Consider the following 21687-nt stretch of genomic DNA (forward strand, 5'->3'; position numbering starts at 1 on the left):
GGTTGGGCGCAGATGTGGGGCCGGGGGTCGCGCGGGGAGGCGCGGGGGGTCAAGATTGTCTTTCCCGCCGTCTTCCCCCCGAGGCACCATGACGACAGCCTTGACGCCCGCGCAGCGGGCGTTCACCATCCTGAGCTTTCTCGCCGTCGCCGGGCTCACCGCCGGGGCGTTCGTCCTGTCCTATGACGATCTGCGGCTGCTGGCCGAGACCGGGCTGAACGGGCGGAACGCCGACCGTTTCGGGCGTTACTACCCGGTGGTCTACGACGGCCTCATCGCCACGACGATGCTCGCGCTGTTCGCGGTGCGCCGCGCGCCGTGGTGGACCCGTTGGATCCGGTGGGTCCTGCTCTACGCGCTGATCGGCGGCGCGATAGCGGCGTCGGTACAGAACGTGGTGAAGGGCTTCGCGGCGATCGACGGCACCGCCCTTGACGCCGGGGTCGCCTCCGCCCCCTGGGTGGCTGCGCTACTGGCGACTTGGCTGTGGCTGTCGATGTTCCGGCAGGTACGGTCCAGCCGTCTCGTCCGCAGGGGCCGGGAGGAGTCTTCGGCCCCCGACGCCGAGCCGAAGCCGGACTTCTCCCTTGACGGGATCACCCCGGCCGAGCCGATGCGGCTGCCGACCGCGGCGGACTTCCCGAACCCGTACCTGGACGCCTACCCCAACCCGGTGCCTCAGCAGGTTGAGGGAACCGACGAGTACGAGTCGCCGAGGTACGACCCGAAGGACGAGGAGCCCTACGAGGACGACACCGAGCCTTCCGGTCCGCCGCCGCTGCCCCTTCCCGTCGAGCCTGAGCCGGTCAGGGCCCAGCCGGCCGCGGCACGTCCGCCGTCCGCGCTGCCGACCGACGTGAAGCTCGTCGGACGCCCCGCGCAGGCCGACACTCCCCCGGACACCCCGAGGCCCGATCTTGACGAGTGGGCCGCCTACGGGGGCGACGAGTGGGACCCTCCCTCCGGCACCCTGCGCAGCGGCCCCACGCCGCCCGAGAAGGGCTGACGAGGGGCCGCGGGGTCAGCGCGGGAAGATCAGGGCCGTGGCGACGGCGGCGATGCCCTCGCCGCGGCCGGTCAGCCCGAGCCCGTCGGTGGTGGTCGCCGAGACGCTGACGGCCGCGCCGTCGAGGACCGCGCTGAGGGTCTTCTCCGCCTCCGCGCGGCGTTTGCCGATCTTGGGACGGTTTCCGATGACCTGGATGGCGACGTTGCCGATCTCGTACCCCGCCTCGCGCACCAGCCGGTGCGTCTCGGTGAGCAGGACGGCCCCGGACGCGCCGTGCCAGCGCGGGTCGGCGGTGCCGAAGACCGCGCCGAGGTCGCCGAGCCCCGCGGCGCTCAGGAGGGCGTCACAGGCCGCGTGGGCGGCGACGTCGCCGTCGGAGTGCCCCTCGATCCCGTCGCCCTCTCCGGGCCACTCAAGCCCGGCCACCCACAGGGGCCGGCCGGACGCGAAAGGGTGGACGTCGGTACCGACGCCCACCCTTGGATGTTGAGATGTCATGCAGACAAGCGTGCCTTACCCGGCGAGGACCTCGTCCAGCAGCGCCTCGGCCTTGTCCTCGTTCGTCTTCTCCGCGAGCGCGAGCTCGCTGACGAGGATCTGCCGAGCCTTGGCGAGCATCCGCTTCTCCCCCGCCGACAGGCCGCGCTCCTTGTCGCGCCGCCACAGGTCACGGACGACTTCGGCGACCTTGTTGACGTCACCGGACGCCAGCTTCTCAAGGTTCGCCTTGTACCGCCGAGACCAGTTGGTGGGTTCCTCGGTGTACGGGGCGCGCAGCACCTCGAACACCTTTTCCAGCCCCTCCTGGCCGACCACATCCCGGACCCCGACCAGCTCGGCGTTGTCCGCGGGGACGCGTACTGTAAGGTCACCCTTGTCGACCTTCAGCACCAGGTAGGTCTTGTCCTCACCCTTGATGGTGCGAGTCTCGATGGCTTCAATCCGAGCAGCCCCATGGTGGGGGTAGACGACGGTGTCGCCGACCGTGAAAGTCATGTGACAAGTACCCCTTCCGCTAGGCACAAGCCTACCACGCGCTTCCCACGGAACGCACCGGCTAACCGTACATTTCCGCAGGTCACGCCATTAATTGGGGTCTTGACAAACCTTCGGACCGGTGCAAGCACCGCCTCAGGACTCATTGTTCTACCCAGGGGAAACGTCTTCGCAACCTGCGCGCAACACCTTCGTGCGGGTCACGAAACCGATATTCCGATCTTGCCGGAAAAGGCGATACTGGAAAGGGACCGCTTGATCGGCGCCGCGGAGGCGAGGTGCGGCATGAGGCATGACGACGACGACTACGGCCTGCCGCGTGTCGACGTGGTCGTCCCCGACGACGCGAGCGAGCTCGACGCCGACGTCGCGATCTGGCGGCGTGAGGAGAAGGTCAAGCAGCGCAAAGCGCGCTGGGCGCGGCTGTCCAAGCCGTTCCGGGGCTGGGGGCTCGCGCTGCCCGTCACCGTCCTCGTCCTGCTGGTGGCCCTGCTGAGCGGCGCGATGATGACGCTCTTCGGCCCGCGCGTCCCGCGCCCCACAACGCCCGCGGAGCCTTTGGTGCGCCCTTCCGCGGCGCCCGGCTCGGTGGGCGGCCTGCTGCCTTCCGCGGAACTGACGGTCAATGGCGCGCCGCTGCACACCACCCGGCTCAGACCCGCGCTGATCGCGATCATTCCTCCGGCGTGCGAGTGCGATCCCGCCCTCCTCGGACTCGACCGCATCGCCGACGCCTCGGCCGTCCGCATGTATTTCCTTGCGGACCGCCGCACATCGGGCCAATCGATCAAGGCGGCCCATGAGGATCTCTGGAAGATCTCCGGCAGGGTCGCCGACTCGCAGGCCGCCATTGTGGACGATTCCGCCGATCTTCTCGCCCGCACCTATCAGGCGCGCGGGCTGACAGTTCTCGTGGTGAAGGCGAACGGCACGGTCGGGCAGATCATGCACGATCTGCGCGCCGCGCCCGAGCCCGCGCTGGTCAGGTTCTGAGCCGCTTCCGATCATGCGCTGATCGCGAAAGCACCCCCGGTCAGCACCACCGGCGAGTGGTCGCTACGATGCGTGCGGACCCACGATCGAACCACCAGCACCCGCACCCGAACCGGGTGTGCACAACCGAGGAGACGCGTCGCCGTGATCCGCAAAGTCGTCCCGCTGGCCGTGGCCGGCATTCTCGCCTTGGCCGGGTGCGGTGCCGGAACCGAGGCCCAGAGCGTGAAGCCGACCCGTCTCACCGAGGGCGTCAACGTCTCGCAGGGCGGCATGGACGTGCGCAACCTGTTCATCCTCGGCCCGGTCCCCGGCGCGCCCGCCGCGCCCGGCGCGGACCTGCCGCTGCACGGCACGCTGATCAACAACTCCGACAGGAGCGGCGACGACAAGCTGACCTCGGTCACCGCCGCGGGCGGCTTCGCCCAGTCGGTGGAGATCGACGGCGGCTCGATCACGCTGCCCGACCACACCGCGGTCCGGCTCGGCACCGAGCAGGCGTCGGTGACGCTCAAGGGCACCGACCGCAAGGTGTTCGGCGGGGAGAGCGTCAAGCTGACGCTCACGTTCGAGAGCGCGCCGCAGATCACCGTGACCGTCCCGATCGTCGCCGCGGTCGGCGAGTACGCCACGCTGTCCCCCGCGCCGTCCGCCCCGACAGACGCGCCGACCGACGCCCCCACGGGCGCGGCGACCCCGACGGGCGCGGCCACCGGCGAGGGTGTCGAGGGCACCCCCGCGGCCAACCCGAAGCCGACCAAGACGCCCAGGACGCCGAAGTCCGCCAAGCCGGAGAACGAGACCTCCGAGCACTGACCTTCGGACGGCCCGTATACGGCCCCCAAGAACACCGAAAGGCCCCCGGCGCACAGCCGGGGGCCTTTCCTTTGATCCACTCACGCGCCCCGCCCTCGCGGGCCTGGGGCGGCCCTCAGGGCTCGAACTTGTAGCCGAGCCCCCGGACGGTGACGATGTAACGCGGCGTCGAGGGCGCGGGCTCGATCTTCGCCCTGAGCCGCTTGACGTGTACGTCCAGCGTCTTGGTGTCGCCGACGTAATCGGCGCCCCAGACGCGGTCGATCAGCTGCATCCGGGTGAGGACGCGTCCCGCATTGCGCAGCAGGACCTCGAGGAGCTCGAACTCCTTGAGCGGCAGCTGGACGACCTCCCCTTCGACGCTCACGATGTGGCGTTCCACGTCCATCCGTACGGGACCCGCCTCCAACGCCGCGGGGACGATCTCCTCCACGTCGCCCTGACGCCGTAGTACCGCCCGTATACGCGCGACGAGTTCACGCGACGAGAAGGGCTTGGTGACGTAGTCGTCGGCTCCCAGTTCGAGGCCCACGACCTTGTCCACCTCGCTGTCCTTGGCCGTCAGCATGATGACCGGGACGCTGGAGCGAGAGCGCAGTTCGCGGCAGACCTCGGTGCCGGGCAGGCCGGGCAGCATGAGGTCGAGCAGCACGAGGTCCGCGCCGTTGCGGTCGAAAGCCTCCAGCGCGTCCGGCCCGGTGGCGGCCACGGCCACCTCGAAGCCCTCCTTGCGGAGCATGTACGACAGGGCGTCGCTGAACGACTCCTCGTCCTCCACGACAAGTACACGGGTCACGGATTGTCCTCCCGGACTGACTGATCTAGGGATCGGGGGTGTTCCCGCAGGGGGAGCCGGAGGGTGAAGGTCGATCCGGAGCCCTCCTTGCTCCAGACGATCACCTCGCCGCCGTGCTTGGTGGCGACGTGCTTGACGATGGCGAGGCCGAGGCCGGTGCCGCCGGTCTGGCGGGAGCGTGCCGGGTCGACGCGGTAGAAGCGTTCGAAGATACGTTCGAGTTCGCGTTCGGGGATGCCGATGCCCTGGTCGGTGACGCTGATCTCGGCGTAGCGGCGGTCGTCCTGCGTCATGACGCGGGTGGTGATCGCCACCTTGGTGCGTTCCGGGCTGTAGGCGATCGCGTTGTCCACGAGGTTCTTCAGCGCCATCACCAGGAGTTCCTCGTCGCCCTTGACGTACAGGTCGGAGGCGACGGCGACGCTGAAGTGGATCTCGCGGGCCTCGGCGGCGAGCGTGGCGCGGTCCACGGCGTCGGCGACGATGTCGTCGACGGCCACGGGCTCCTCCTGCGCCAGCGGTTCCTCGCCCTGCACGTGCGACAGCGTGATCAGGTCCTGGACGAGGCTGGACAGCCGCGCGGCCTCCAGCTGCATCCGTCCGGCGAAGCGGCGTACCGCCTCCTGGTCCTCCGCGGCGTCCTGGACGGTCTCGGCGAGCAGCAGGAGCGCGCCGACGGGCGTCTTGAGCTCGTGGCTGACGTTGGCGGAGAAGTCGCGGCGGATTGACTCGACGCGGCGCATCTCGGTGAGGTCCTCGGCCAGGACGAGGACGAGCCCGCCGGAGCCGAGCGGCGCGACGCGGACGGCGAACCAGCGGGAGTCGGCCACGCCGACCTGGATCTGGGCCTCGCGGATCTCGCCGTCGCGGCGGACGCGCCGGGCGAGCGCGAGGAGTTCGTCGACCATGAGGCGGTCGCCGCTGACCATCCCGAACGCGCGCGCGGCCGAGGAGGCGCGCAGCACCTTGTCGTCGGTGTCGAGGACGACGGCCGAGGACGGCAGCACGTTGAGCACCTGGGCGACGCCGGGGGGCAGCGGGGCGGGCGGCGGCTGCGAAGGCTCGCCCCTGCCTTGGGCGATCTCGCTCCAGCGGATGGCCAGGCCGGTCACCAGTCCGCCGGTCAGGCCGACGAGCCCGGCGAGTCCGACGGCCAGTTCGACGTTCACAACCTGGATGTTAGGTGCCGCGAAGGATGCCTATGCACTACGCCGGGTACTCGGACTGTCGCGTTCGTCCAATGTTCATCTGTGCCTCTGATTCAGTTCATACCGGACATGTTCCATGTGTCACGGGAAGAACTGATGGCAACTGGTTTTACCCCAAGTGATCGAACGAACACGAGGAACCGACTTTGCGCGACGCTTACCATGAGGAACTCGACGGGCTCTCCCACGAACTCGTGGAGATGACCCGTCTCGTCCGTTCCGCCATGGCGCGGGCGACCACGGCCCTGCTCGACGCCGACGCCCGGCTGGCCGAGGAGGTCATCAGCGGCGACAAGGCGGTCAACAAGATCGAGTTCGAGATCGAACAGACCGTCTTCGACCTGATGGCACGCCAGCAGCCCGTGGCGGGCGACCTGCGGACCCTGATCACCTCGCTGCGCATGGCCGCCGACCTCGAGCGGATGGGCGACCTCGCGTCGCACATCGCCAAGACCGCGCGCCGCCGCCACCCCGAGTCGTGCATCCCGCCGGAGCTGCACGCCACAGTCCTTGAGATGGGCCAGGTCGCCGAGCGGATGGTCGCCAAGGCCGGCAGCGTCATCGCGTCCCAGGACGTGGCGATGGGCCTGGAGCTGGAGACCGACGACGACGCGATGGACCGGCTGCACCGCAAGCTGTTCAAGGTGCTGCTGTCCCCGTCGTGGAAGCACGGCGTCGAGAAGGCCGTCGACATCACCCTCGCCGGCCGCTACTTCGAACGCTTTTCCGACCACGCCGTCCATGTCGCCGGCGACGTCGTCTACCTCGTGACGGGCCAGCGCCCCGAGGAGATCGTGGACGAGTTCAACTAGCCCCACACACGCTGAGAGGGCCCCACAGGCGTCTGTGGGGCCCTCTCGGCGTGTTCGGGTGCTTACTTCTTGCCCTGGTTCTTGACCGCCTCGATGGCGGCCTTGGCGGCCTGCGGGTCGAGGTACTCGCCGCCGCGCTTGCGCGGGACGAAGTCGGCGTCGAGCTCGTACTTGAGCGGGATGCCGGTCGGGATGTTCAGCTCGGAGATCTCGTCGTCGGGGATGTCGTCGAGATGCTTGACCAGGGCGCGCAGCGAGTTGCCGTGCGCGGTCACCAGGACGGTGCGGCCCGCGGCGAGGTCGGGGACGATCGCGTCGTACCAGTAGGGCAGGAGGCGGTCGACCACGTCGGCGAGGCACTCGGTGCGCGGGACGAGTTCGGAGGGGAGCGACGCGTAACGCAGGTCGCCGACCTGGGACAGCGGGTCGCCGTCGGCGATCGGCGGCGGCGGGGTGTCGTAGGAGCGCCGCCACGTCTTGAACTGCTCGGGGCCGAACTCCTCGAGGGTCTGCGCCTTGTTCTTGCCCTGGAGGGCGCCGTAGTGGCGCTCGTTCAGCCGCCAGGAGCGGCGGACCGGCAGCCACAGGAGGTCGGCCGCGTCCAGGGCGATGTTCGCGGTGCGGATAGCGCGCTTGAGCAGGGAGGTGTGCAGGACGTCGGGGGTGAGGTCGGCGTCGAGCAGCAGTTCGCCGGCGGCCGCGGCCTCGCTCTCGCCCTTGGCGGACAGGTCCACGTCCACCCAGCCCGTGAACAGGTTCTCCGCGTTCCACACGCTCTCGCCATGCCGGAGCAAAACCAGGGTAGCCATGCGGGCGATCCTACCGAGGGGGTCCCCGCTAGCGGTTGCCGGGAGCGGCGAACCTGGCGAACGCCTGGAGGTTGGCCAGGGACTCGCCGCGCGAGACCCGCCAGTCCCACTCCTTCTGTATCGAGGTCTTGAAGCCGAGTTCCAGAGCACGGTCGAAGTTCTCGTCGCTGTAGGACAGCGCGCTGCCGAGGAGCCTGTCGACCTCGTCCGCGTCGACGGCCTTGAGCGGCGTCTTGCCGACGAGATACACGTCGCCGACCTCGTCGAGGGTGAAGGCGAGGCCGTACATCTTGCTGTTCTTCTCCAGCAGCCAGCGGTAGAAGACAGCGTGGTTCTCATCGGGCTTGCGGCAGAAGAACGCCTCTACGTGGAGGCTGTAGGTGCCGACGATGAACCACACCATGGTCGCCAGCTTGTGCTCGCCCGGAAGACGGATAAGGAAAGCGCCGTCCCTCGGCTCCTCGTACGTCAGCTCCACCTCTTCGAGGGCCCCGCGGATCGTCTCGATCGCGTTGGCCGCCAGGCTGTTCGTCTCCGTGTTGCTCACGCGCACACCCGTTCGCTCACGACGCTGTTGTACACCCGCAGGAGGCGGTCGGCCGTGGCGTCCCAGCCGAAGACGCGCGCGTGCCTGACCGCGCCTTGCCCGAGCCGTTCCCTGAAGTACGGCTCGTCATACAGGTTCTCCAGGACCCTCGCGTAATCGTCGGGGTCGTGGCCCTGGACGAGGACGCCGGAGATCCCGTCCCCGACGGCCGTGCGCAGCCCTCCTACGGCGGAGGCGACGACCGGGGTCCCACAGGCTTGGGACTCGACGGCGACGAGCCCGAAGGACTCGTTGTGCGAGGGGACGACGGTGATGTCGGCGGCCCGGTACCAGTCGGCCAGGCCCGTCTGGCGGGTCGGCGGCTCGAACCTGACGACGTCGCCGATGCCGAGTGACGCGGCGAGCTTCTGGAGCCCTTCCGGGCGCTCCTTGCCCGTCCCCGAGGGGCCGCCGACGATCGCGACGACCAGCCTCGACCGCAGCTCAGGACGGCGTTCCAGAAGCCGGGCGGCCGCCTTCACCAGGACGTCGGGGGCCTTGAGCGGCTGGATACGGCCGACGAACAGCAGCAGGTAGGCGTCGGTCGGGATACCGAGCCGCCTACGGTCCTCCGTACGGCGTCCCGGCTTGAACACCTCGAGGTTGACGCCGGGGGCGACGGTCTTGACGCGTCCGGGAGCGGCGTCGTAGAGGTCGATCAGCTCTCGGGCCTCGTCGGCGGTGTTGGCGACGAGTTCGTGCGCGTCGGCCACGATCTGCTCCTCGCCCGTCACCCTTAGGGACGGTTCGGGAGTGTCGCCCTCGGCGAGGCTGAGGTTCTTCACCTTGGCGAGGGTGTGCATCGAGTGGACCAGCGGCACGCCCCAGCGGTGCGCGGCCACCCAGCCGGGCTGGCCCGACAGCCAGTAGTGGGAGTGCACGAGGTCGTAGTAGCCGGGCTCGTGGGCCGCCTCGACGCGCAGCAGGCCCGAGGTGAACGCGCACAGCTGCTTGGGCAGGTCGGTCTTGTCGAGTTCCTCGAACGGCCCGGCCTGCACGTTGCGGACCAGCACCCCCGGGGCCAGCTCCACGACCGGCGGCAGCGCCCGGGAGGTCGCGCGGGTGAAGACGTCGACCTGCACGCCCCGCTCGGCCAGCCGTTTCGCGGTCTCCACGATGTAGACGTTCATGCCCCCGGCGTCGCCCGTTCCGGGCTGGTCGAGGGGTGACGTGTGCACGGAGAGCGTCGCGACCCGGTTGATCACGAGACCTCGCTTTGATCGGAGAAAGGGGACCAAATGTTGAACCTACCGATCTGCCCGACTTGTTCCCCACCCCGGGCGGTGTTGACCGGGCCCCCTGGCCGTGCCGCGAGGGCCGTCCGACGACAATGGACCCCATGCGAAAGACAGCTGTGATCACCGGGGCGAGCAGCGGGATCGGCGCGGCCACCGCGCGCAGGCTCGCCGCCGAGGGCTTCAACATCGTCGCCGCGGCCCGCCGCCGCGACCGCCTCGACGCCCTGGTGAAGGAGATCGAGTCCGCCGACCCCGCCGGACGCCGCGGGTTCGCCGAGGCCGTCACCCTCGACGTGACCTCGGAGGAGTCGGTGGCGGAGTTCGCCGCCCGGCTGCCCGAGTGCCACGTCCTGGTCAACAACGCGGGCGGCGCGCACGGCAGGGAGCCCGTCGCCGAGGCGCGCACCGAGGACTGGCAGGTGATGTACGACACCAACGTCCTCGGCCTCATGCGGGTCACCCGGGCGCTGCTGCCGAAGCTCGTCGCCTCCGGGGCGGGCCATGTGGTGAACGTCACGTCCCTCGCCGCGCACGTGCCCTACGAGGGCGGAGGCGGCTACGTGGCCGCCAAGCACGCCGCGGCGGCCGTCAACGACATCCTGCGCCTCGAACTCGTCGACAGGCCGGTCCGGATCACCGAGGTCGCGCCCGGCATGGTGAAGACCGAGGAGTTCTCCCTGGTCCGCCTGCGCGGCGACAAGGACGCCGCCGAAGCCGTCTACCAGGGCGTCGCCGAACCCCTCGTCGCCGACGACATCGCCGACTGCATCGCCTGGGCCGTGACCCGCCCCGCCCACGTCAACATCGACCGCATCGACATCCAACCCCAAGCCCAAGCCGCCCCCCACAAAATCCACCGCTCCTAACCCCTCCTTCCTCGCAGTCCCTTCGGGCCTGCGAGAAAGGAGCCAGCCCCAGCCGACCCCGAACGCCCAAGCCCTCGCAGTCCCTTCGGGCCTGCGAGGAAGAGCAGACCCGCTGACGCGGGGACAGCCCTTCGCGGGCCTGCGTGTCCTGAGTGCCGCGGGCGCCTTCGTGGGCTGGGTGGTCCTTTTCCCCGCAGTCCCGAAGGGACTGCGGGGAGGGGTGGGGTTTGGGGGTGGTTCGTTGGTAGGGGGTCCTCTAGGGTGAGGCGCGCTCCTGTTCCCCCTTGAGGAGATTCGTCGTATGCGTCTGTCTGTTGTTGTGTCTGGTGCGCTCGTGGGGGCGCTGCTTGTGGTGCCGCAGGGGGGCGCGTATGCGGCTCCTAAGAAGGCCGCGTGGAAGAACGTGTCGGGGAAGGCGTTCAAGACGGCGGGGACGTTGGTGGCGGTGGCGGCCGTCGGTAAGAAGAGCGCGTTCGCGATCAATGAGAACGGGCGGCCGTTCCATTGGGACGGCAAGAAGTGGACGGTGAAGAAGGGGGCCGGGAACTTCCGGCCCACCGCCATTGCCGCGTCCGGGCCGAACAAGGCTTGGGCCGTGGGGGTCTCGGGGGTTACGCCCGTCGCGATCTACTGGAATGGGAAGTCGTGGAAGAAGGTCGCGTATCCGGGGGCGAACCTCGGCCCCGTCACGCTACCGATCGTGCCGATCTCGCTTTCGGCCTCGCCTGACGGGACCGTCTACTCCGTCGCGGGGTTGAACTCCAAGAACGACGGGGCGAGCGTCGTGCGCAGGTGGGACGGCAAGAAGTTCGTCAACGTCGACGTGCCCGCCGCGGCCGGGGCGTCGCTCACCGCGGTGGCCGTCCGGAACCGCAAGGACGTGTGGCTCGCCGGGACGACCACCGCCAACGGCACCCAGGCCGTCGCGACGGTCGTGCGGTACACCGGCGGGCAGTGGAAGGCCGCGCCCGCGCCCGGGGGCTCGTGGGGCGTCATCGGGCAGCCGCACAACATCGTCCAGGACCTCGCGGTCACCGGGCAGAACCGGGTGTGGGCGATCCGGGCGCAGAACGGCGGCGGCCTGCTGCGCTGGACCGGCAAGAAGTGGACCGAGGCGAGCACCCCGCTCATCTCCCACTACGCCCTCACTCCCGACGGAGGCTCCGGCGCGTGGACGATCCCGTCGCCGGGCACCGGAGGCAAGCGTTCGGCTTACCTGCACTGGACGGGCAAGTGGGCGAACCTCAAGGGCCCGCAGCGCAAGGGCGACACCCAGATCCACGACATCGTCCGCATCCCCGGTACCAGGCAGGTCATCGCGGTCGGAGGGGTCGCCTCCGGTAACAAGCGGCTGCCCATCGTGGAGATCTACCGCTGACGTGATCTACCGCTGCGGCGCGAGGGCGTCCCACGGAAGCGTTATCTCGCCCAACCTCCAGCGGCGTACGCCGCCGTAAGGCGGACGGGTGAGCACGGGCCACGTACGCCGGATCTGTTCGACCGTCGCAAGCCAGCGCTGCCTCGGCCCGAACACCGACTGCGGCGCGGCGCTCGCCCACGCGAGGTCCATGTCCCTCAGGAACGCGTGCACGGCCTCGCCCGGCACGTTCCGGTGGATCAGGGTCTTCGGCAGCCGTTCGGCGAGCGCCGACGGCCTGGGCAGATGGGCCACGGACGCGGCGAACGTGATCGTCGCGGGCGCGGCCCCGCCCGTCGCGGACGCCCGGTGCAGCGCCACCCAGACGTGCCTGCGGCCGATCTCGTCGCAGGTGCCCTCCACGAGGGTCCCTCCGGGCGCGAGGCGCTCCACAAGCCGGTCCCACGTACGCCACGCGGACTCCTCGTCGTACTGCCGCAGCACGTTCGCGGCGCGGACGAGGTCGGGCGGCCGGTCCACGGGCAGTTCGAACCCTCCCCTGGCGAACGACAGCCCCGGGTAGGCGTCCGCGTGCTCGGCGAGGAAGCTTCGGGCGGCGTCCACCCGGTCCTGCGCGATCTCGAGGCCGACGACGCGCACGTCGGGCCGCGCCGCGCGCAGCCGCGTGTACAGCTCCACGGCCGTCACCGGCGACGCCCCGTATCCGAGGTCGACCACGAGCGCGCCGGGCGGCAGCGGCGTCGTGGCGGCCGTCCAGAGGTCCTGCCGTCGCAGCCGGTTGGGGTTGGTCGTCCCCCTCGTCAGCTCGCCCTCAGGCCGCCGCACCCGCTCCGCGCACACCGCTCCACGGTAGGCGCTCCGCGGGCCCGCTCGGGCCGCTCAGGGGGCCGTCAGCGGTAGATCTCGACGATCGGGTAGCGCTTGTCGTTCCGGTCGAGCCCGCCGACCGACACCACCCGCGACGTACCCGGAATGTTCTCTATGTCGCCAAGGCCGGGAACACCGTCACGACGCGGCCCGGAAGCGAAGTCCCACAGACTGTCGCGTTCATGCCAGCGCAGGTAAGGCGTCTCCTTGGCGTCACTTCGGCTGTACGGGAGTATCCACACGCCGCCCAAGCCGTCGGAGGTGAGGGTGAGCGCACCGAGCTCGCGCGGGAGCCTGCGCTCGACCACCCGCTTGCCGGTCCACCGCACCAGCGACGTCGCCGTCGCGCCGCGCAGCGCCCACGCGGTCCCGGGACCGTCGGCGACGATCTGGGTGATCGCCTTGTTGGACACGCCCCCGACCTTCAGGCGCTTCCACTTCTTGCCGTTCCAGTGCATGAGCAGCGAACGGAACTGCTTGTTCGCGCTGTACGTGCCGCCGAGCCAGACGTCGTTCTTGGCCCGCACCTCGACCGTGCTGAGCGACGTGTTCTTCGGCAGCGGCACCTTCCAGCGCGTCCACCTCCCGTTCTTCCACCGGTGGACGGCGTTGCCGCCACGGAACGGGTCTTCGGCGACGGAGACGGCCGTCCCGTCCGGCGCGGCAGCCAGGTCGACGGGTACGCCGGGCCCCGGGAACGCCACCTCACGCCACGCGGAGCCGTTGTAGTACAGCGCGTGTGACGCCGTCAGCTCGACGCCCGTTATCCAGGCCCGCTTGGGGCCCGCGACGGCGAGCCCGGCGGGCGCGAAAGCGAAGTCGTTGGCTACCCGGCTCCACTTGCGGCCGTTCCACTTCCACAGAGCGAGCTTGTCGCCTTCCTTACCCGCCGCCCAGCCGAGCTTCGCCGAGACGAACTCGACGTTGTTCAGCGCGCCCGCCTTCACCGTCTTGACGCCGGCCATCTTGCGCCACTTGGCGGGCGCGGCCTGCGCGACGGGGGCGACCACAAGGGAGGCCCCCACAAGGACAGCCGTGAAGGCGGCGGCCCGCCTCACTCCGCGCCCAACGCCGCGACGTCGACCTTCGGAGCCTTCTTGCCGTACGGACGCGACTGGGCGAGCGCCCCGGACAGCGCGAAGGTGAACGCGCGCATCGACTCGGCGAACTTCGAAAGGTCCCATTCGGCAGGTCCCTCGTACCAGTAGAGGTTGTCTCCGCCCTCGACCCCCGCGGTCTCCACGGTCTTGGCCCACGGCCCGACCGTGTCGAACACGACCGCGTACGGCAGGAAACGGGAGAACAGGGCGATCTTCTGACGGTCGGGCACCTGCTCGGCCGCGCCCTTGCGCAGGTACTCACGGAAGCCGAGGGTGCGCGCGAGCACCGCAGAGCCCTTGGCGGTCTTGGCGGGCATGTGCTTGCCGAACAGCGTCAGCGCGAGGCCGAACGCGAGGACGCCGAGGCCGACGAGCGCGTAGTTCGTCGCGATCGCCAGCGCGACGGTCCCGATGACGCCGAGCGCGGTCACCACGTAGCCCAGGACGGTCCAGCGCGAGCGGACCGCGTCCGGCCTGCGGTTGAACCAGCCCTGCTTCACCACGTCGACGTACAGGGCCGCACGGACCTGCGAGAGCTTCGTCGCGAACGTGCCGCCGAGGGCCGCGAGCTTGACGGTCTCGCGTCCGCCGAGGAAAAGGCCGTCGTACAGGATCTGCTCGTAGGGAAGCAGGTCGTTCACCGGACGGTTGAGCCGGCGTAGGGTCCAGTCGCCCTTGCCCTCGGCTTCTTCGATGAGGAGGTAGCCGCGTACGGCGAGGTCGATGACGCTCGCGGTGACGTCGATCACGTCGGCCTGCTCGTCTATGAGCGTGCCCACCTGGCCGGGGCGGATGCCGTCCGGCGGCTCGAAGCCGGCCTCGGTGAGCGGCGTCGTCTCGGCGACTTCAGCGCGCTCGTCACGGCCGCGCAGGCGGTGCAGGAGGAAGAAGCCGCCGAGCAGGACCACAAGAAGTGCCGCCAAGGCCCCGCCCGTGACGGCGTTCATGGCGAACGACGAAGCGAGCGTCTTGCGCTCGACGTACGTCGGCGTGCCTGTGGTGTGCCCGGCGGGCAGCACCCCCGCGACCGTCAGGTACTCCTCCGGAAGCATCGTCGTCTGTCCGAACAGCGTCATGCGGCCCGGCTTCGGCCTGCGGAACTCGCTGCACCCGACGACGCTCGCGGGCGACCCGGCGAAGCAGTTGATGCCGCGCACCTGCGCCTCGACGTCGAGCGTGACCGTCGCCTCGACAACCGGGACGTTCCACCCGACGGCCGTCCAGCGCAGCTCCTGCCCGTTCGGCAGCGGCGCGACCGACCCCCTCACGTCGTAGGTGAGCGTGTAGGTCTGGACGCCCGAGCCGCCCGACAGCCGCACGACGGTCCTGCCGTCCTCGACCACGGTCTCGGCGGCGATCCCTCCGCCCGTCACCTTGACGTTGTCGACGGCGAAGGTCCTGTCGCGCGTGGAGTCGACCGGCACGCGGGTGATGAAGATCCGCTCGACGGGGTCGCCGTCGGACGTCGAGCCGTGGTCGAACCGCACGGTCTCGGTGGCGTGCAGCACCCCGTCTCCGCCGACCGTGAGGACGACCTCGTCGCTGAGCACCCGGTCGTCGGCGTCGGCGAGGACCGCCGCGCGCTCGGCGGCGGTCGGCGGCGGCGCGGCGTGGACGGGGGTCAGCGGGGCGAGCAGGAGGAGGGGTGCGGCGATCAGCCATGAGCGTCCCAGCATGCGCCCAAAGCGTAGTGGGTACCGATCACGCCCACTATGGGGCTGCGTGAACCGCTCTGCTTGCAGGAGCACGCACTCTCCGGTCAGGGAACACGCAAGGAAACGCCAAGAATCCAGTGATTTTCGGATCTGAGTTACGAGATCATGGCAAATTGTGAGCGGAGTCACCGCCGAGGGCCACGCCCTCCGCTTGCAATAGCAAGCACTTTGACCGAGGGTGGGACATATGCAAGGACCGAAGGTCGGCTCCATCGGGGAGTACATCCGGGAGCAGCGGCAACGGGCGAAGATCTCCATGCGTCAGCTGGCGCAGCAGGCCGGGGTCTCCAACCCCTACCTGAGCCAGGTCGAACGCGGCCTGCGCAAGCCGTCGGCGGAGATCCTCCAGCAGATCGCCAAGGGGCTCAGGATCTCGGCAGAGGCGCTTTACGTGCAGGCCGGAATCCTCGAGGACCGCGAGGCGGACAGCGACGTCCAGACAGCCATCCGGGCCGACCTCGCTCTTTCCGAAAGGCAGAAGCAGGTGTTGCTGGACATCTACGACTCCTTCCGGAAGGAGAACACCGCGAACACCGGGCCGGAAGACGAGGCCCCGTCGACAAGAGAGGACCTGGAACCATGACCCTCGCCGAGAAGATCCGAGAGAGCAAGGCCGTCTACGCCGGAGCGGGGGCGGTCGACCTGGCCGTCGAGAAGCTTCGCGAGGTGCCCGAGGTCGCCGCCAAGGTGCGCGCCGAACTCACCGAGAACTACAGCAAGTACCGCGAGTCGGTCACCGAGAACGTCGACGAGCTGCGCGGCGAGGTGAACGAGCGGGTCGCCAAGGCCCGCACCACCGTCACGCTGCGGGTCGACGAGCTCAAGGCCAACGTCTCCCGCTACCAGGAGACCACCGAGGCGACCACCTTCCAGGGCTACGTCGCGACCGTCTCCACCAAGCTCACCGAGGTCATCGACGAGCTGGCCGAGCGCGGCAAGACCGTCATCAACAAGGAGGCCGTGAAGGTCGAGGAGGCCACCGTGGTGGCCCCGCCGAAGCAGGCGACCCCGATCGAGGCCGAGACCGTCAAGCCCGCTCCCAAGGCCGCCCCCAAGAAGAGCACCGCCAAGAAGAGCTAGACATGAACGCGCCGCTTACGGCGACGTCGTGAACGGCCCCCGAGGGATCTCCGCCGGGGGCCGTTCGCGTGTGCGGCGCGGGGAGAGATCTTTGTCCTGCGCCGGGTTAGGGACGTGCGGCCTCGCCGGGACAATCACGGCATGGAAGTACTGAGCGGCCGTGTACTCATCCGTCCGACCGACCCGGAGAGAAGCCTTCGCTTCTACCGCGACGTGCTCGGGCTCGCCGTGTACCGCGAGTTCGGGCCGCCCGACGCTCCGGGGACGGTGTTCTTCCTCGGGTCGGGGTTCCTCGAGCTGTCCGGGCGGGCGGAGACGCCGTCGTCTGACGCCGTCGCCCTCTGGCTCCAGGTACGCGACGTAAGGGCCGAGCACGAGCGGCTCGCCGCCGCGTCGGTCACCGTGCTGCGCGAGCCGCGGCTAGAGCCCTGGGGCCTGCACGAGATGTGGATCGCCGACCCGGACGGCGTCCGGCTCGTCCTTGTCGAGATCCCCTCCGACCATCCCCTGCGCCGCGACTCCCGTCCCCTGCCCTGACCCGCCCGGGGAGAGCAGAGCTGACGTGCGCAGGGCGAGGGTACGGCGGGTGTCGGACGGGCTCGGATACAGCGGCGCGTGTACGTGGACGTGGGCGGAGAGTTCAGCGGCGGTCAGAACGCGGCGTAGTGAGTGGCTGAAGGGGTCGGCGCCTACGTAGGCCGGAAGGGTCGTCGGATGAGGGCCCTGCCGGTAGGAGAGGGCCACGGGCAGGATCGGGGCCCGGGCGTCGAGGGCGGCCTGGAAGACGGCGCGGTGGAACCGTCCCGGAGTACGGCAGCGCGTGGTGCCCTCGGGGAACACCACGACGGACGAGCCCGCACGCAGCAGCTCCGCGAGGTCGGCCACGACCCCCGGCAGCGACAACAGCCCATCGCGGTCGATGAACCTCGTCCCCACCCGCCTCGCCAACTCCCCGATGACGGGCCACTCCCCCACCTCCCGCTTCGCGAGCATCGTCACCGCCCCCAACGACGCCAGCACAGGCACATCAAGCCACGACACATGATTCGCCACCACGAGCACCCCACCCCCCTCCCCCACCCCAAAAACCCCACCCTCCCCAGCGCGCGCGCTTGTGCCCGCGTACGCACGCTCGGGGACACCGCCCTCGCCAGCGCGCGCGCTGAGGCCCGCGCACGCGGGCCCGAGAACAGGGCGCTCCTCAGCGCGCGCGCTGAGGTCCGCGGACGTGGGCCCGAGGGCAGGGCGCTGCCCGGCGTGCGCGCTTGGGGCCGCGTGCGCGCGCTCGGGCCCGAGGGTGGGAGCCTCCCCAGCGCGCGCGCTTGGGGGCGCGGGGGTGCGCTCGGGCCCGAGGGTGGGGGCCTCTCCAGCGCGCGCGCTTGGGGGTGTGGGGGTGGGGGCGGCTTTGGTGACGTTGGTGGTGATGTTCAGGGCGGATAGGAGGGAGCGGGAGAGGGGGGTCAGGGCGGTGGTGTGGGGGGTGCGGGCCAGGAGGGCGGCGAGGCGGGCGGCGCGTAGGGCCGCGGTGGGGAGGCGGGTGGGTGGGAGGGCGGCGGCTACGCATGCGGTCGTGCACGGGGAGGTGGGGGACCAGGGGTTCATCGGTCGGCCAGGAAGAAGCGGCGGTAGCGGTCGTGCATGGCGTCGAGGTCGAGGAGGACGAAGAAGTCGGCGGTCGCGAAAGCCGGGTCGTGGTGGGGCGCGCCGCAGATCCACGCGCCGAACCGCAGATAGGCGCGCAGCAGAGGCGGGGTCGTCGCGGGGGCGTCGTACTGTGCGCCGGTTACGGCCGCCGACGGGCCCTGCCAAGGGTTGCGGGGCAGTACCGCGAAGTCGGCGGGCGGCCGGTGCGCGTCGGCGAGGGCGCTGACGTGGGCGGCGGCGCGGCCGCCGTCGTCTAGGGAGACCGAGGCGCAGCCGCCCAGGTAGCGGTGGCCCGACAGCAGGACGTAGCGCGCTATGCCCGACCACAGAAGGGTGATGACGGCTCCGGTGCGGTGCGCGGGGTCGACGCAGACGCGTCCGGTCTCGACCATCGAGGCGCGCACGTCGTCCGGCAGCCCGGCGAGGTCGAACTCGGTCGCCGCGTAGGACGGGCCGCGCCCCGGCGGGAACAGCCGATAGGTGCCGACGACCTCCTCGGTCGCGGTCTCCACCACGAGCAGGTGGTCGGCGTAGGCGTCGAAGGGGTCGACGTCGTGGCCCGCGACCGCAGTGTCCAGGCAGGCGCCCTGCTCGGTCGCGAACACGCGGTGCCGCAGCCGCTGCGCCGCGCGCACCTGCTCCTCGGTGTCGGCTATCCGAACGGTGTACGCGGGCTGCGTGACGGGCTCGCGAAGGTCGCGCGTACCGGGCGGCGTTACGGGCCCGGTGATGGGGGTCGTGGTGGGCGTCGTCATGGGTGCTCCCCGGGTCGGCGGCCCGCGTCCGTCCCTTGGACGCGGCCCGTGCGAGGAACCTTCGGACGCGTCGGCGCACGTCCGGCGACGCCAGTAGAGCGCGCGCCGGAACACCCGGTGAAGTCCGCCCTTCAGGCCCGGAGCCCGCCTCCAGGACCGTCACCCACTGTGTCCGAGAACGAGCGAATTTGTGAGACAAGGACCACTTTGCGGTGTTCGCTTGGGACTTTCGGGAAGGGCTGTGAGGGTCCACCATCGCGAAGGAGGGATCGTGGCCACCGAGCGCCCCACCCAGACCGGCAGCCAGACCGGCAGCACGTTCCCGGAGGCGAACGCCTTTCCGGAGACAGGCAAGACGCAGATACAGGAGTTCGGGACCATCCGGATGTTCCCGCTCGGCCTGTCGTCCGAGGCGCGGATGTACTCGTGTCGCCGGCTGAACCAGATCCTCGCCGACACCCAGATCCTCTACAACCTCTACAAGAAGGCGCACTGGCTCATGCGCGGGCCGACCTTCTACCAGCTCCACCTCCTGCTCGACAAGCACGCCGACGAGCAGCTGAAGCTCGTTGACCTGGTCGCGGAACGCGTCCAGACCCTTGGCGGCGTGGCCGTCGGCGACCCGAGGCACGTCGCCGAGCTGACCGTCATCCCCCGGCCGCCGGACGGCGTCGAGGAGGTCCCGGCGATGCTGACCCGCCTTGTCGAGGCGCACGAGGCGATCCTCGTCGCCGCGCGCGACGCGGCGCGGCACGCCGCCGACCTCGGCGACTCGGGCACCGATGACCTGCTGGTCTCGGACGTCATCAGGACCGGCGAACTCCAGGCGTGGTTCCTCATCGAGCACCTCGTCGACACGCCGATCGTCAGCGGGCCGATCAGCGACACGGTGAACGACCCGCAGCGCGACCCTAGCTAGCGCGCTTACGACCCGTCGGGGGCCGGGCTCACGCCCGGCCCTCAGGGCTGTCCGGAGCCTTTCCCATTCGCGTCTTCGCCCGCGCTTGCCCCGGGAGTGCCCCGGCCTTGGGGGATAACGAACTATTGATGGAGTCATGACGCGTATCGCGGCGGTTCGCGGGGTCCTGCCGGAGCACAGGTATCCCCAGGGGCAGATCACCGAGGCGTTCGTCGCGGGATGGGGACTGACCGGGACAAAGAAGGCACTGCTCGAGCGGCTGCACACCGCCGTCGGGGTGCGGACGCGCAGCCTCGCGCTCCCGATCGGCGGCTACGCGGCCCTGGAAGGCTTCGGGGGCGCGAACGACGCCTACATAACCCGGAGTGTCGAGCTCGGCTCCCGTGCCCTCACGGAGGCGCTGAGCGACGCGGGGCTCGCCCCCGACGACGTCGACCTGATCCTCACGGTCTCCACGACCGGGCTCGCGGCGCCGTCGATCGACGCGCGGATCGCGGCGAATGTCGGGCTCCGTACGGATGTGCGGAGAGTGCCGGTGTTCGGGCTCGGCTGCGTCGGCGGCGCGGCGGGGCTCGCCAGGGTCCACGACCACCTGCGCGGCTGGCCGGGGCACGTCGCCGTCCTGCTGTCGGTCGAGCTGTGCTCGCTGACGCTCCAGCGGCACGACCTGACCCCGGCCAACCTCGTCGCGACCGCGCTGTTCGGCGACGGGGCCGCGGCCGTCGTCGTCTGCGGCGCGGCCCACGCCCTTCCCGGCACCGCCTCGGTGCGGGCCACGCGCAGCCGCCTGTACCCCGACTCCGGCCACCTGATGGGCTGGAACGTGTCCGGCGACGGCTTCGGCGTCATGCTCGACCCGGGCATCCCGGACATGGTCCGCGCGCATCTCGCCGACGACGTCAGGACCTTCCTCGCCGCGCACGACCTCACCCCGCGCGACATCACCACGTGGATCTGCCACCCGGGCGGACCGAAGATCATCGACGCCGTCGTGGAGACCCTCGACCTCGACCCCGAGGCCCTCGCCCTCACCAGGACCTCCCTCCAGGAGAAGGGCAACCTCTCGTCGGCCTCGGTCCTGCACGTCCTCGCCGACACGCTCGCCGCCTCGCCCCCGAGCGGCGGCCACGCCGTCCTCCTCGCCCTCGGCCCCGGCTTCTGCGCCGAACTCGTCCTCCTCGACTGGTAACCGGGACCCGTGATTCGGGCTGGCGAAAGGGGTGCTCCGTGTCCGGCTGGTACGCGGCTCTGGTCTGCCTGGTAGGGCTGGAAAGACTCGCCGAACTCAAGGTGGCCCGCAGAAACCTCCAGTGGAGCCGCGCCCTGGGCGGCGTCGAATCAGGCCGCGACCACTACCCCCTCATCGTGGCCCTGCACGTCGGCCTCCTTGCCGGCTGCCTCCTGGAACCCGTCCTGCTCGACCGCCCCTTCATCCCCGCCCTCGGCTGGCCCATGCTCGCCCTGGTGGCGGCCGCCCAGGGCCTGCGCTGGTGGTGCATCCGCACCCTCGGCCCCCAGTGGAACACCCGCGTCATCGTCGTCCCCGGCCTCCCCCGCGTGACCCGAGGCCCCTACCGCTACCCCTGGCTCCCCCACCCCAACTACCTCGCCGTAGCCCTAGAGGGCTTCGCCCTCCCCCTGGTCCACACAGCCTGGCTCACCGCCCTCACCTTCACCCTCCTCAACCTCCCCCTAACCGCCCACCGCCTGAAAACCGAAAACACCGCCCTAAAATCCCTAACCCCCAAAAAAGCCTAACCCCTTTCCGCGCAGTCCCTTCGGGACTGCGCGGAGGAAGGCCGGCCCCGGCCCGACCCCAGACCGGCCCGCACAGGCGGTGATCGTCGCGCCCGCCTACGGCCGCTTCGCCTGGCTCGCCGCCCGGCTGACCCCGGCCGCGCAAGCCCAAATCCCGCACCGGCCCGAACGAGAGCGGGGTGTCCAGCCCACCCCGGCGGGCTCGAACGAGAGCTGGGCCGCTCCGCGCGAGCGGGCCGGGCTGGAGCTGGGCTGCGCGGTGCGAGCGCAACCCCGCACGGACTCGGGCTAGAGCTGGACCACGTGGGGCGGGCGCGCGCGGGCTGGGTTGCTGGGTGGGAG

At 70.4% G+C, this 21687-nt stretch carries 24 protein-coding genes; 12 read left to right on the top strand and 12 right to left on the bottom strand.

From position 1 onward, the window contains the following. The first annotated feature begins 88 nt into the window (after positions 1-88). A complete protein-coding gene (locus tag R9X44_RS34750; protein WP_319818636.1) occupies positions 89-1006 on the top strand; it encodes a hypothetical protein in 918 nt (305 codons plus the stop codon). A 15-nt stretch (positions 1007-1021) separates the two neighbouring features. Here the strand turns inward: R9X44_RS34750 and ispF are convergent, their stop codons facing one another. Both ispF and R9X44_RS34760 read right to left on the bottom strand, forming a co-directional pair. Further along, entirely contained in the window at positions 1022-1507 is a 486-nt protein-coding gene (ispF, locus tag R9X44_RS34755; protein ID WP_319818637.1) for a 2-C-methyl-D-erythritol 2,4-cyclodiphosphate synthase, read from the bottom strand. 15 nt (positions 1508-1522) lie between these two features. Then, entirely contained in the window at positions 1523-2005 is a 483-nt protein-coding gene (locus R9X44_RS34760; RefSeq protein ID WP_106397345.1) for a CarD family transcriptional regulator, read from the bottom strand. Positions 2006-2290: 285 nt separating this feature from the next. Between R9X44_RS34760 and R9X44_RS34765 the strand changes: the two genes are divergently transcribed. Together R9X44_RS34765 and R9X44_RS34770 are read left to right on the top strand one after the other, a co-directional pair. After that, positions 2291-2998, top strand: coding sequence for a hypothetical protein (locus R9X44_RS34765; RefSeq protein ID WP_319818638.1), 708 nt, complete (start codon positions 2291-2293; stop codon positions 2996-2998). Between the two features lie 144 nt (positions 2999-3142). Beyond that, the gene (locus tag R9X44_RS34770) at positions 3143-3814 is read left to right on the top strand and encodes a hypothetical protein (RefSeq protein ID WP_319818639.1); all 672 of its coding nucleotides are present in this window, start codon (positions 3143-3145) and stop codon (positions 3812-3814) included. 115 nt (positions 3815-3929) lie between these two features. Here the strand turns inward: R9X44_RS34770 and R9X44_RS34775 are convergent, their stop codons facing one another. Continuing rightward, positions 3930-4610, bottom strand: coding sequence for a response regulator transcription factor (locus R9X44_RS34775; protein WP_319818640.1), 681 nt, complete (start codon positions 4608-4610; stop codon positions 3930-3932). Continuing rightward, positions 4607-5779 carry a sensor histidine kinase gene (locus tag R9X44_RS34780; RefSeq protein ID WP_319818641.1) on the bottom strand — a complete coding sequence of 391 codons (1173 nt, stop codon included), beginning with the start codon at positions 5777-5779 and terminating at the stop codon, positions 4607-4609. Before R9X44_RS34780 ends, R9X44_RS34775 begins: the two co-directional genes overlap by 4 nt. 185 nt (positions 5780-5964) lie before the next feature. Between R9X44_RS34780 and phoU the strand changes: the two genes are divergently transcribed. Then, positions 5965-6630, top strand: coding sequence for a phosphate signaling complex protein PhoU (phoU, locus tag R9X44_RS34785; RefSeq protein WP_319818642.1), 666 nt, complete (start codon positions 5965-5967; stop codon positions 6628-6630). A gap of 62 nt (positions 6631-6692) precedes the next feature. Here the strand turns inward: phoU and R9X44_RS34790 are convergent, their stop codons facing one another. The 3 genes from R9X44_RS34790 to mshA are packed head-to-tail and all read right to left on the bottom strand — an operon-like array spanning position 6693 to position 9230. Next, entirely contained in the window at positions 6693-7439 is a 747-nt protein-coding gene (locus R9X44_RS34790) for a phosphoglyceromutase (protein WP_319818643.1), read from the bottom strand. Between the two features lie 28 nt (positions 7440-7467). Next, the gene (locus R9X44_RS34795; RefSeq protein WP_319818644.1) at positions 7468-7986 is read right to left on the bottom strand and encodes a YbjN domain-containing protein; all 519 of its coding nucleotides are present in this window, start codon (positions 7984-7986) and stop codon (positions 7468-7470) included. Continuing rightward, positions 7983-9230 (bottom strand): D-inositol-3-phosphate glycosyltransferase, encoded by a 1248-nt coding sequence (gene mshA / locus R9X44_RS34800; RefSeq protein ID WP_319818645.1) that lies wholly within the window; start codon positions 9228-9230, stop codon positions 7983-7985. Before mshA ends, R9X44_RS34795 begins: the two co-directional genes overlap by 4 nt. Before the next feature lie 134 nt (positions 9231-9364). On the opposite strand from mshA, the gene R9X44_RS34805 reads away from it, so the two are divergent. Both R9X44_RS34805 and R9X44_RS34810 read left to right on the top strand, forming a co-directional pair. Beyond that, positions 9365-10129 carry an SDR family NAD(P)-dependent oxidoreductase gene (locus tag R9X44_RS34805; RefSeq protein WP_319818646.1) on the top strand — a complete coding sequence of 255 codons (765 nt, stop codon included), beginning with the start codon at positions 9365-9367 and terminating at the stop codon, positions 10127-10129. Positions 10130-10430: 301 nt separating this feature from the next. Continuing rightward, the gene (locus tag R9X44_RS34810) at positions 10431-11507 is read left to right on the top strand and encodes a hypothetical protein (RefSeq protein ID WP_319818647.1); all 1077 of its coding nucleotides are present in this window, start codon (positions 10431-10433) and stop codon (positions 11505-11507) included. 6 nt (positions 11508-11513) lie between these two features. On the opposite strand, the gene R9X44_RS34815 is transcribed toward R9X44_RS34810, so the two are convergent. Genes R9X44_RS34815 through R9X44_RS34825 form a run of 3 tightly spaced genes read right to left on the bottom strand, consistent with a single transcriptional unit; the run spans position 11514 to position 15150 of the window. Then, positions 11514-12347, bottom strand: coding sequence for a class I SAM-dependent methyltransferase (locus tag R9X44_RS34815; protein WP_319818648.1), 834 nt, complete (start codon positions 12345-12347; stop codon positions 11514-11516). 50 nt (positions 12348-12397) lie between these two features. Further along, on the bottom strand, positions 12398-13432 hold the full coding sequence (locus R9X44_RS34820) for a hypothetical protein (protein ID WP_319818649.1): 1035 nt from the start codon (positions 13430-13432) through the stop codon (positions 12398-12400). Beyond that, on the bottom strand, positions 13429-15150 hold the full coding sequence (locus R9X44_RS34825) for a DUF2207 domain-containing protein (RefSeq protein ID WP_319818650.1): 1722 nt from the start codon (positions 15148-15150) through the stop codon (positions 13429-13431). Before R9X44_RS34825 ends, R9X44_RS34820 begins: the two co-directional genes overlap by 4 nt. Before the next feature lie 226 nt (positions 15151-15376). On the opposite strand from R9X44_RS34825, the gene R9X44_RS34830 reads away from it, so the two are divergent. From R9X44_RS34830 to R9X44_RS34840, 3 genes are all read left to right on the top strand, one after another. Continuing rightward, positions 15377-15772, top strand: a complete 396-nt coding sequence (locus R9X44_RS34830) for a helix-turn-helix transcriptional regulator (protein ID WP_319818651.1) — start codon at positions 15377-15379, stop codon at positions 15770-15772. Further along, positions 15769-16269, top strand: a complete 501-nt coding sequence (locus R9X44_RS34835; protein WP_319818652.1) for a hypothetical protein — start codon at positions 15769-15771, stop codon at positions 16267-16269. The genes R9X44_RS34830 and R9X44_RS34835 overlap by 4 nt, the downstream gene beginning before the upstream one ends. A gap of 141 nt (positions 16270-16410) precedes the next feature. Then, positions 16411-16806, top strand: coding sequence for a VOC family protein (locus R9X44_RS34840; RefSeq protein ID WP_319818653.1), 396 nt, complete (start codon positions 16411-16413; stop codon positions 16804-16806). Here the strand turns inward: R9X44_RS34840 and R9X44_RS34845 are convergent. Together R9X44_RS34845 and R9X44_RS34850 are read right to left on the bottom strand one after the other, a co-directional pair. After that, positions 16690-17871 carry a lysophospholipid acyltransferase family protein gene (locus R9X44_RS34845; RefSeq protein ID WP_319818654.1) on the bottom strand — a complete coding sequence of 394 codons (1182 nt, stop codon included), beginning with the start codon at positions 17869-17871 and terminating at the stop codon, positions 16690-16692. The genes R9X44_RS34840 and R9X44_RS34845 overlap by 117 nt on opposite strands. Further along, entirely contained in the window at positions 17868-18668 is an 801-nt protein-coding gene (locus tag R9X44_RS34850; protein ID WP_319818655.1) for a GNAT family N-acetyltransferase, read from the bottom strand. Before R9X44_RS34850 ends, R9X44_RS34845 begins: the two co-directional genes overlap by 4 nt. 361 nt (positions 18669-19029) lie before the next feature. On the opposite strand from R9X44_RS34850, the gene R9X44_RS34855 reads away from it, so the two are divergent. From R9X44_RS34855 to R9X44_RS34865, 3 genes are all read left to right on the top strand, one after another. Further along, on the top strand, positions 19030-19587 hold the full coding sequence (locus R9X44_RS34855) for a DNA starvation/stationary phase protection protein (RefSeq protein WP_319818660.1): 558 nt from the start codon (positions 19030-19032) through the stop codon (positions 19585-19587). A gap of 136 nt (positions 19588-19723) precedes the next feature. Beyond that, entirely contained in the window at positions 19724-20776 is a 1053-nt protein-coding gene (locus tag R9X44_RS34860; RefSeq protein ID WP_319818656.1) for a type III polyketide synthase, read from the top strand. Between the two features lie 38 nt (positions 20777-20814). Further along, on the top strand, positions 20815-21345 hold the full coding sequence (locus tag R9X44_RS34865) for an isoprenylcysteine carboxyl methyltransferase family protein (protein WP_319818657.1): 531 nt from the start codon (positions 20815-20817) through the stop codon (positions 21343-21345). The last annotated feature ends 342 nt before the right edge of the window (positions 21346-21687 follow it).

Source organism: Actinocorallia sp. A-T 12471, from assembly GCF_033875155.1.
Classification (GTDB): Bacteria; Actinomycetota; Actinomycetes; order Streptosporangiales; family Streptosporangiaceae; genus Actinocorallia.

Coding starts and splice junctions, on each gene's coding strand:
- R9X44_RS34750 (WP_319818636.1), top strand. CDS start 89: ATGACGACAGCCTTGACGCCCGCGCAGCGGGCGTTCACCATCCTGAGC.
- ispF (WP_319818637.1), bottom strand. CDS start 1,507: ATGACATCTCAACATCCAAGGGTGGGCGTCGGTACCGACGTCCACCCT.
- R9X44_RS34760 (WP_106397345.1), bottom strand. CDS start 2,005: ATGACTTTCACGGTCGGCGACACCGTCGTCTACCCCCACCATGGGGCT.
- R9X44_RS34765 (WP_319818638.1), top strand. CDS start 2,291: ATGAGGCATGACGACGACGACTACGGCCTGCCGCGTGTCGACGTGGTC.
- R9X44_RS34790 (WP_319818643.1), bottom strand. CDS start 7,439: ATGGCTACCCTGGTTTTGCTCCGGCATGGCGAGAGCGTGTGGAACGCG.
- R9X44_RS34805 (WP_319818646.1), top strand. CDS start 9,365: ATGCGAAAGACAGCTGTGATCACCGGGGCGAGCAGCGGGATCGGCGCG.
- R9X44_RS34810 (WP_319818647.1), top strand. CDS start 10,431: ATGCGTCTGTCTGTTGTTGTGTCTGGTGCGCTCGTGGGGGCGCTGCTT.
- R9X44_RS34825 (WP_319818650.1), bottom strand. CDS start 15,150: ATGCTGGGACGCTCATGGCTGATCGCCGCACCCCTCCTCCTGCTCGCC.
- R9X44_RS34830 (WP_319818651.1), top strand. CDS start 15,377: ATGCAAGGACCGAAGGTCGGCTCCATCGGGGAGTACATCCGGGAGCAG.
- R9X44_RS34835 (WP_319818652.1), top strand. CDS start 15,769: ATGACCCTCGCCGAGAAGATCCGAGAGAGCAAGGCCGTCTACGCCGGA.
- R9X44_RS34840 (WP_319818653.1), top strand. CDS start 16,411: ATGGAAGTACTGAGCGGCCGTGTACTCATCCGTCCGACCGACCCGGAG.
- R9X44_RS34845 (WP_319818654.1), bottom strand. CDS start 17,871: ATGAACCCCTGGTCCCCCACCTCCCCGTGCACGACCGCATGCGTAGCC.
- R9X44_RS34850 (WP_319818655.1), bottom strand. CDS start 18,668: ATGACGACGCCCACCACGACCCCCATCACCGGGCCCGTAACGCCGCCC.
- R9X44_RS34860 (WP_319818656.1), top strand. CDS start 19,724: ATGACGCGTATCGCGGCGGTTCGCGGGGTCCTGCCGGAGCACAGGTAT.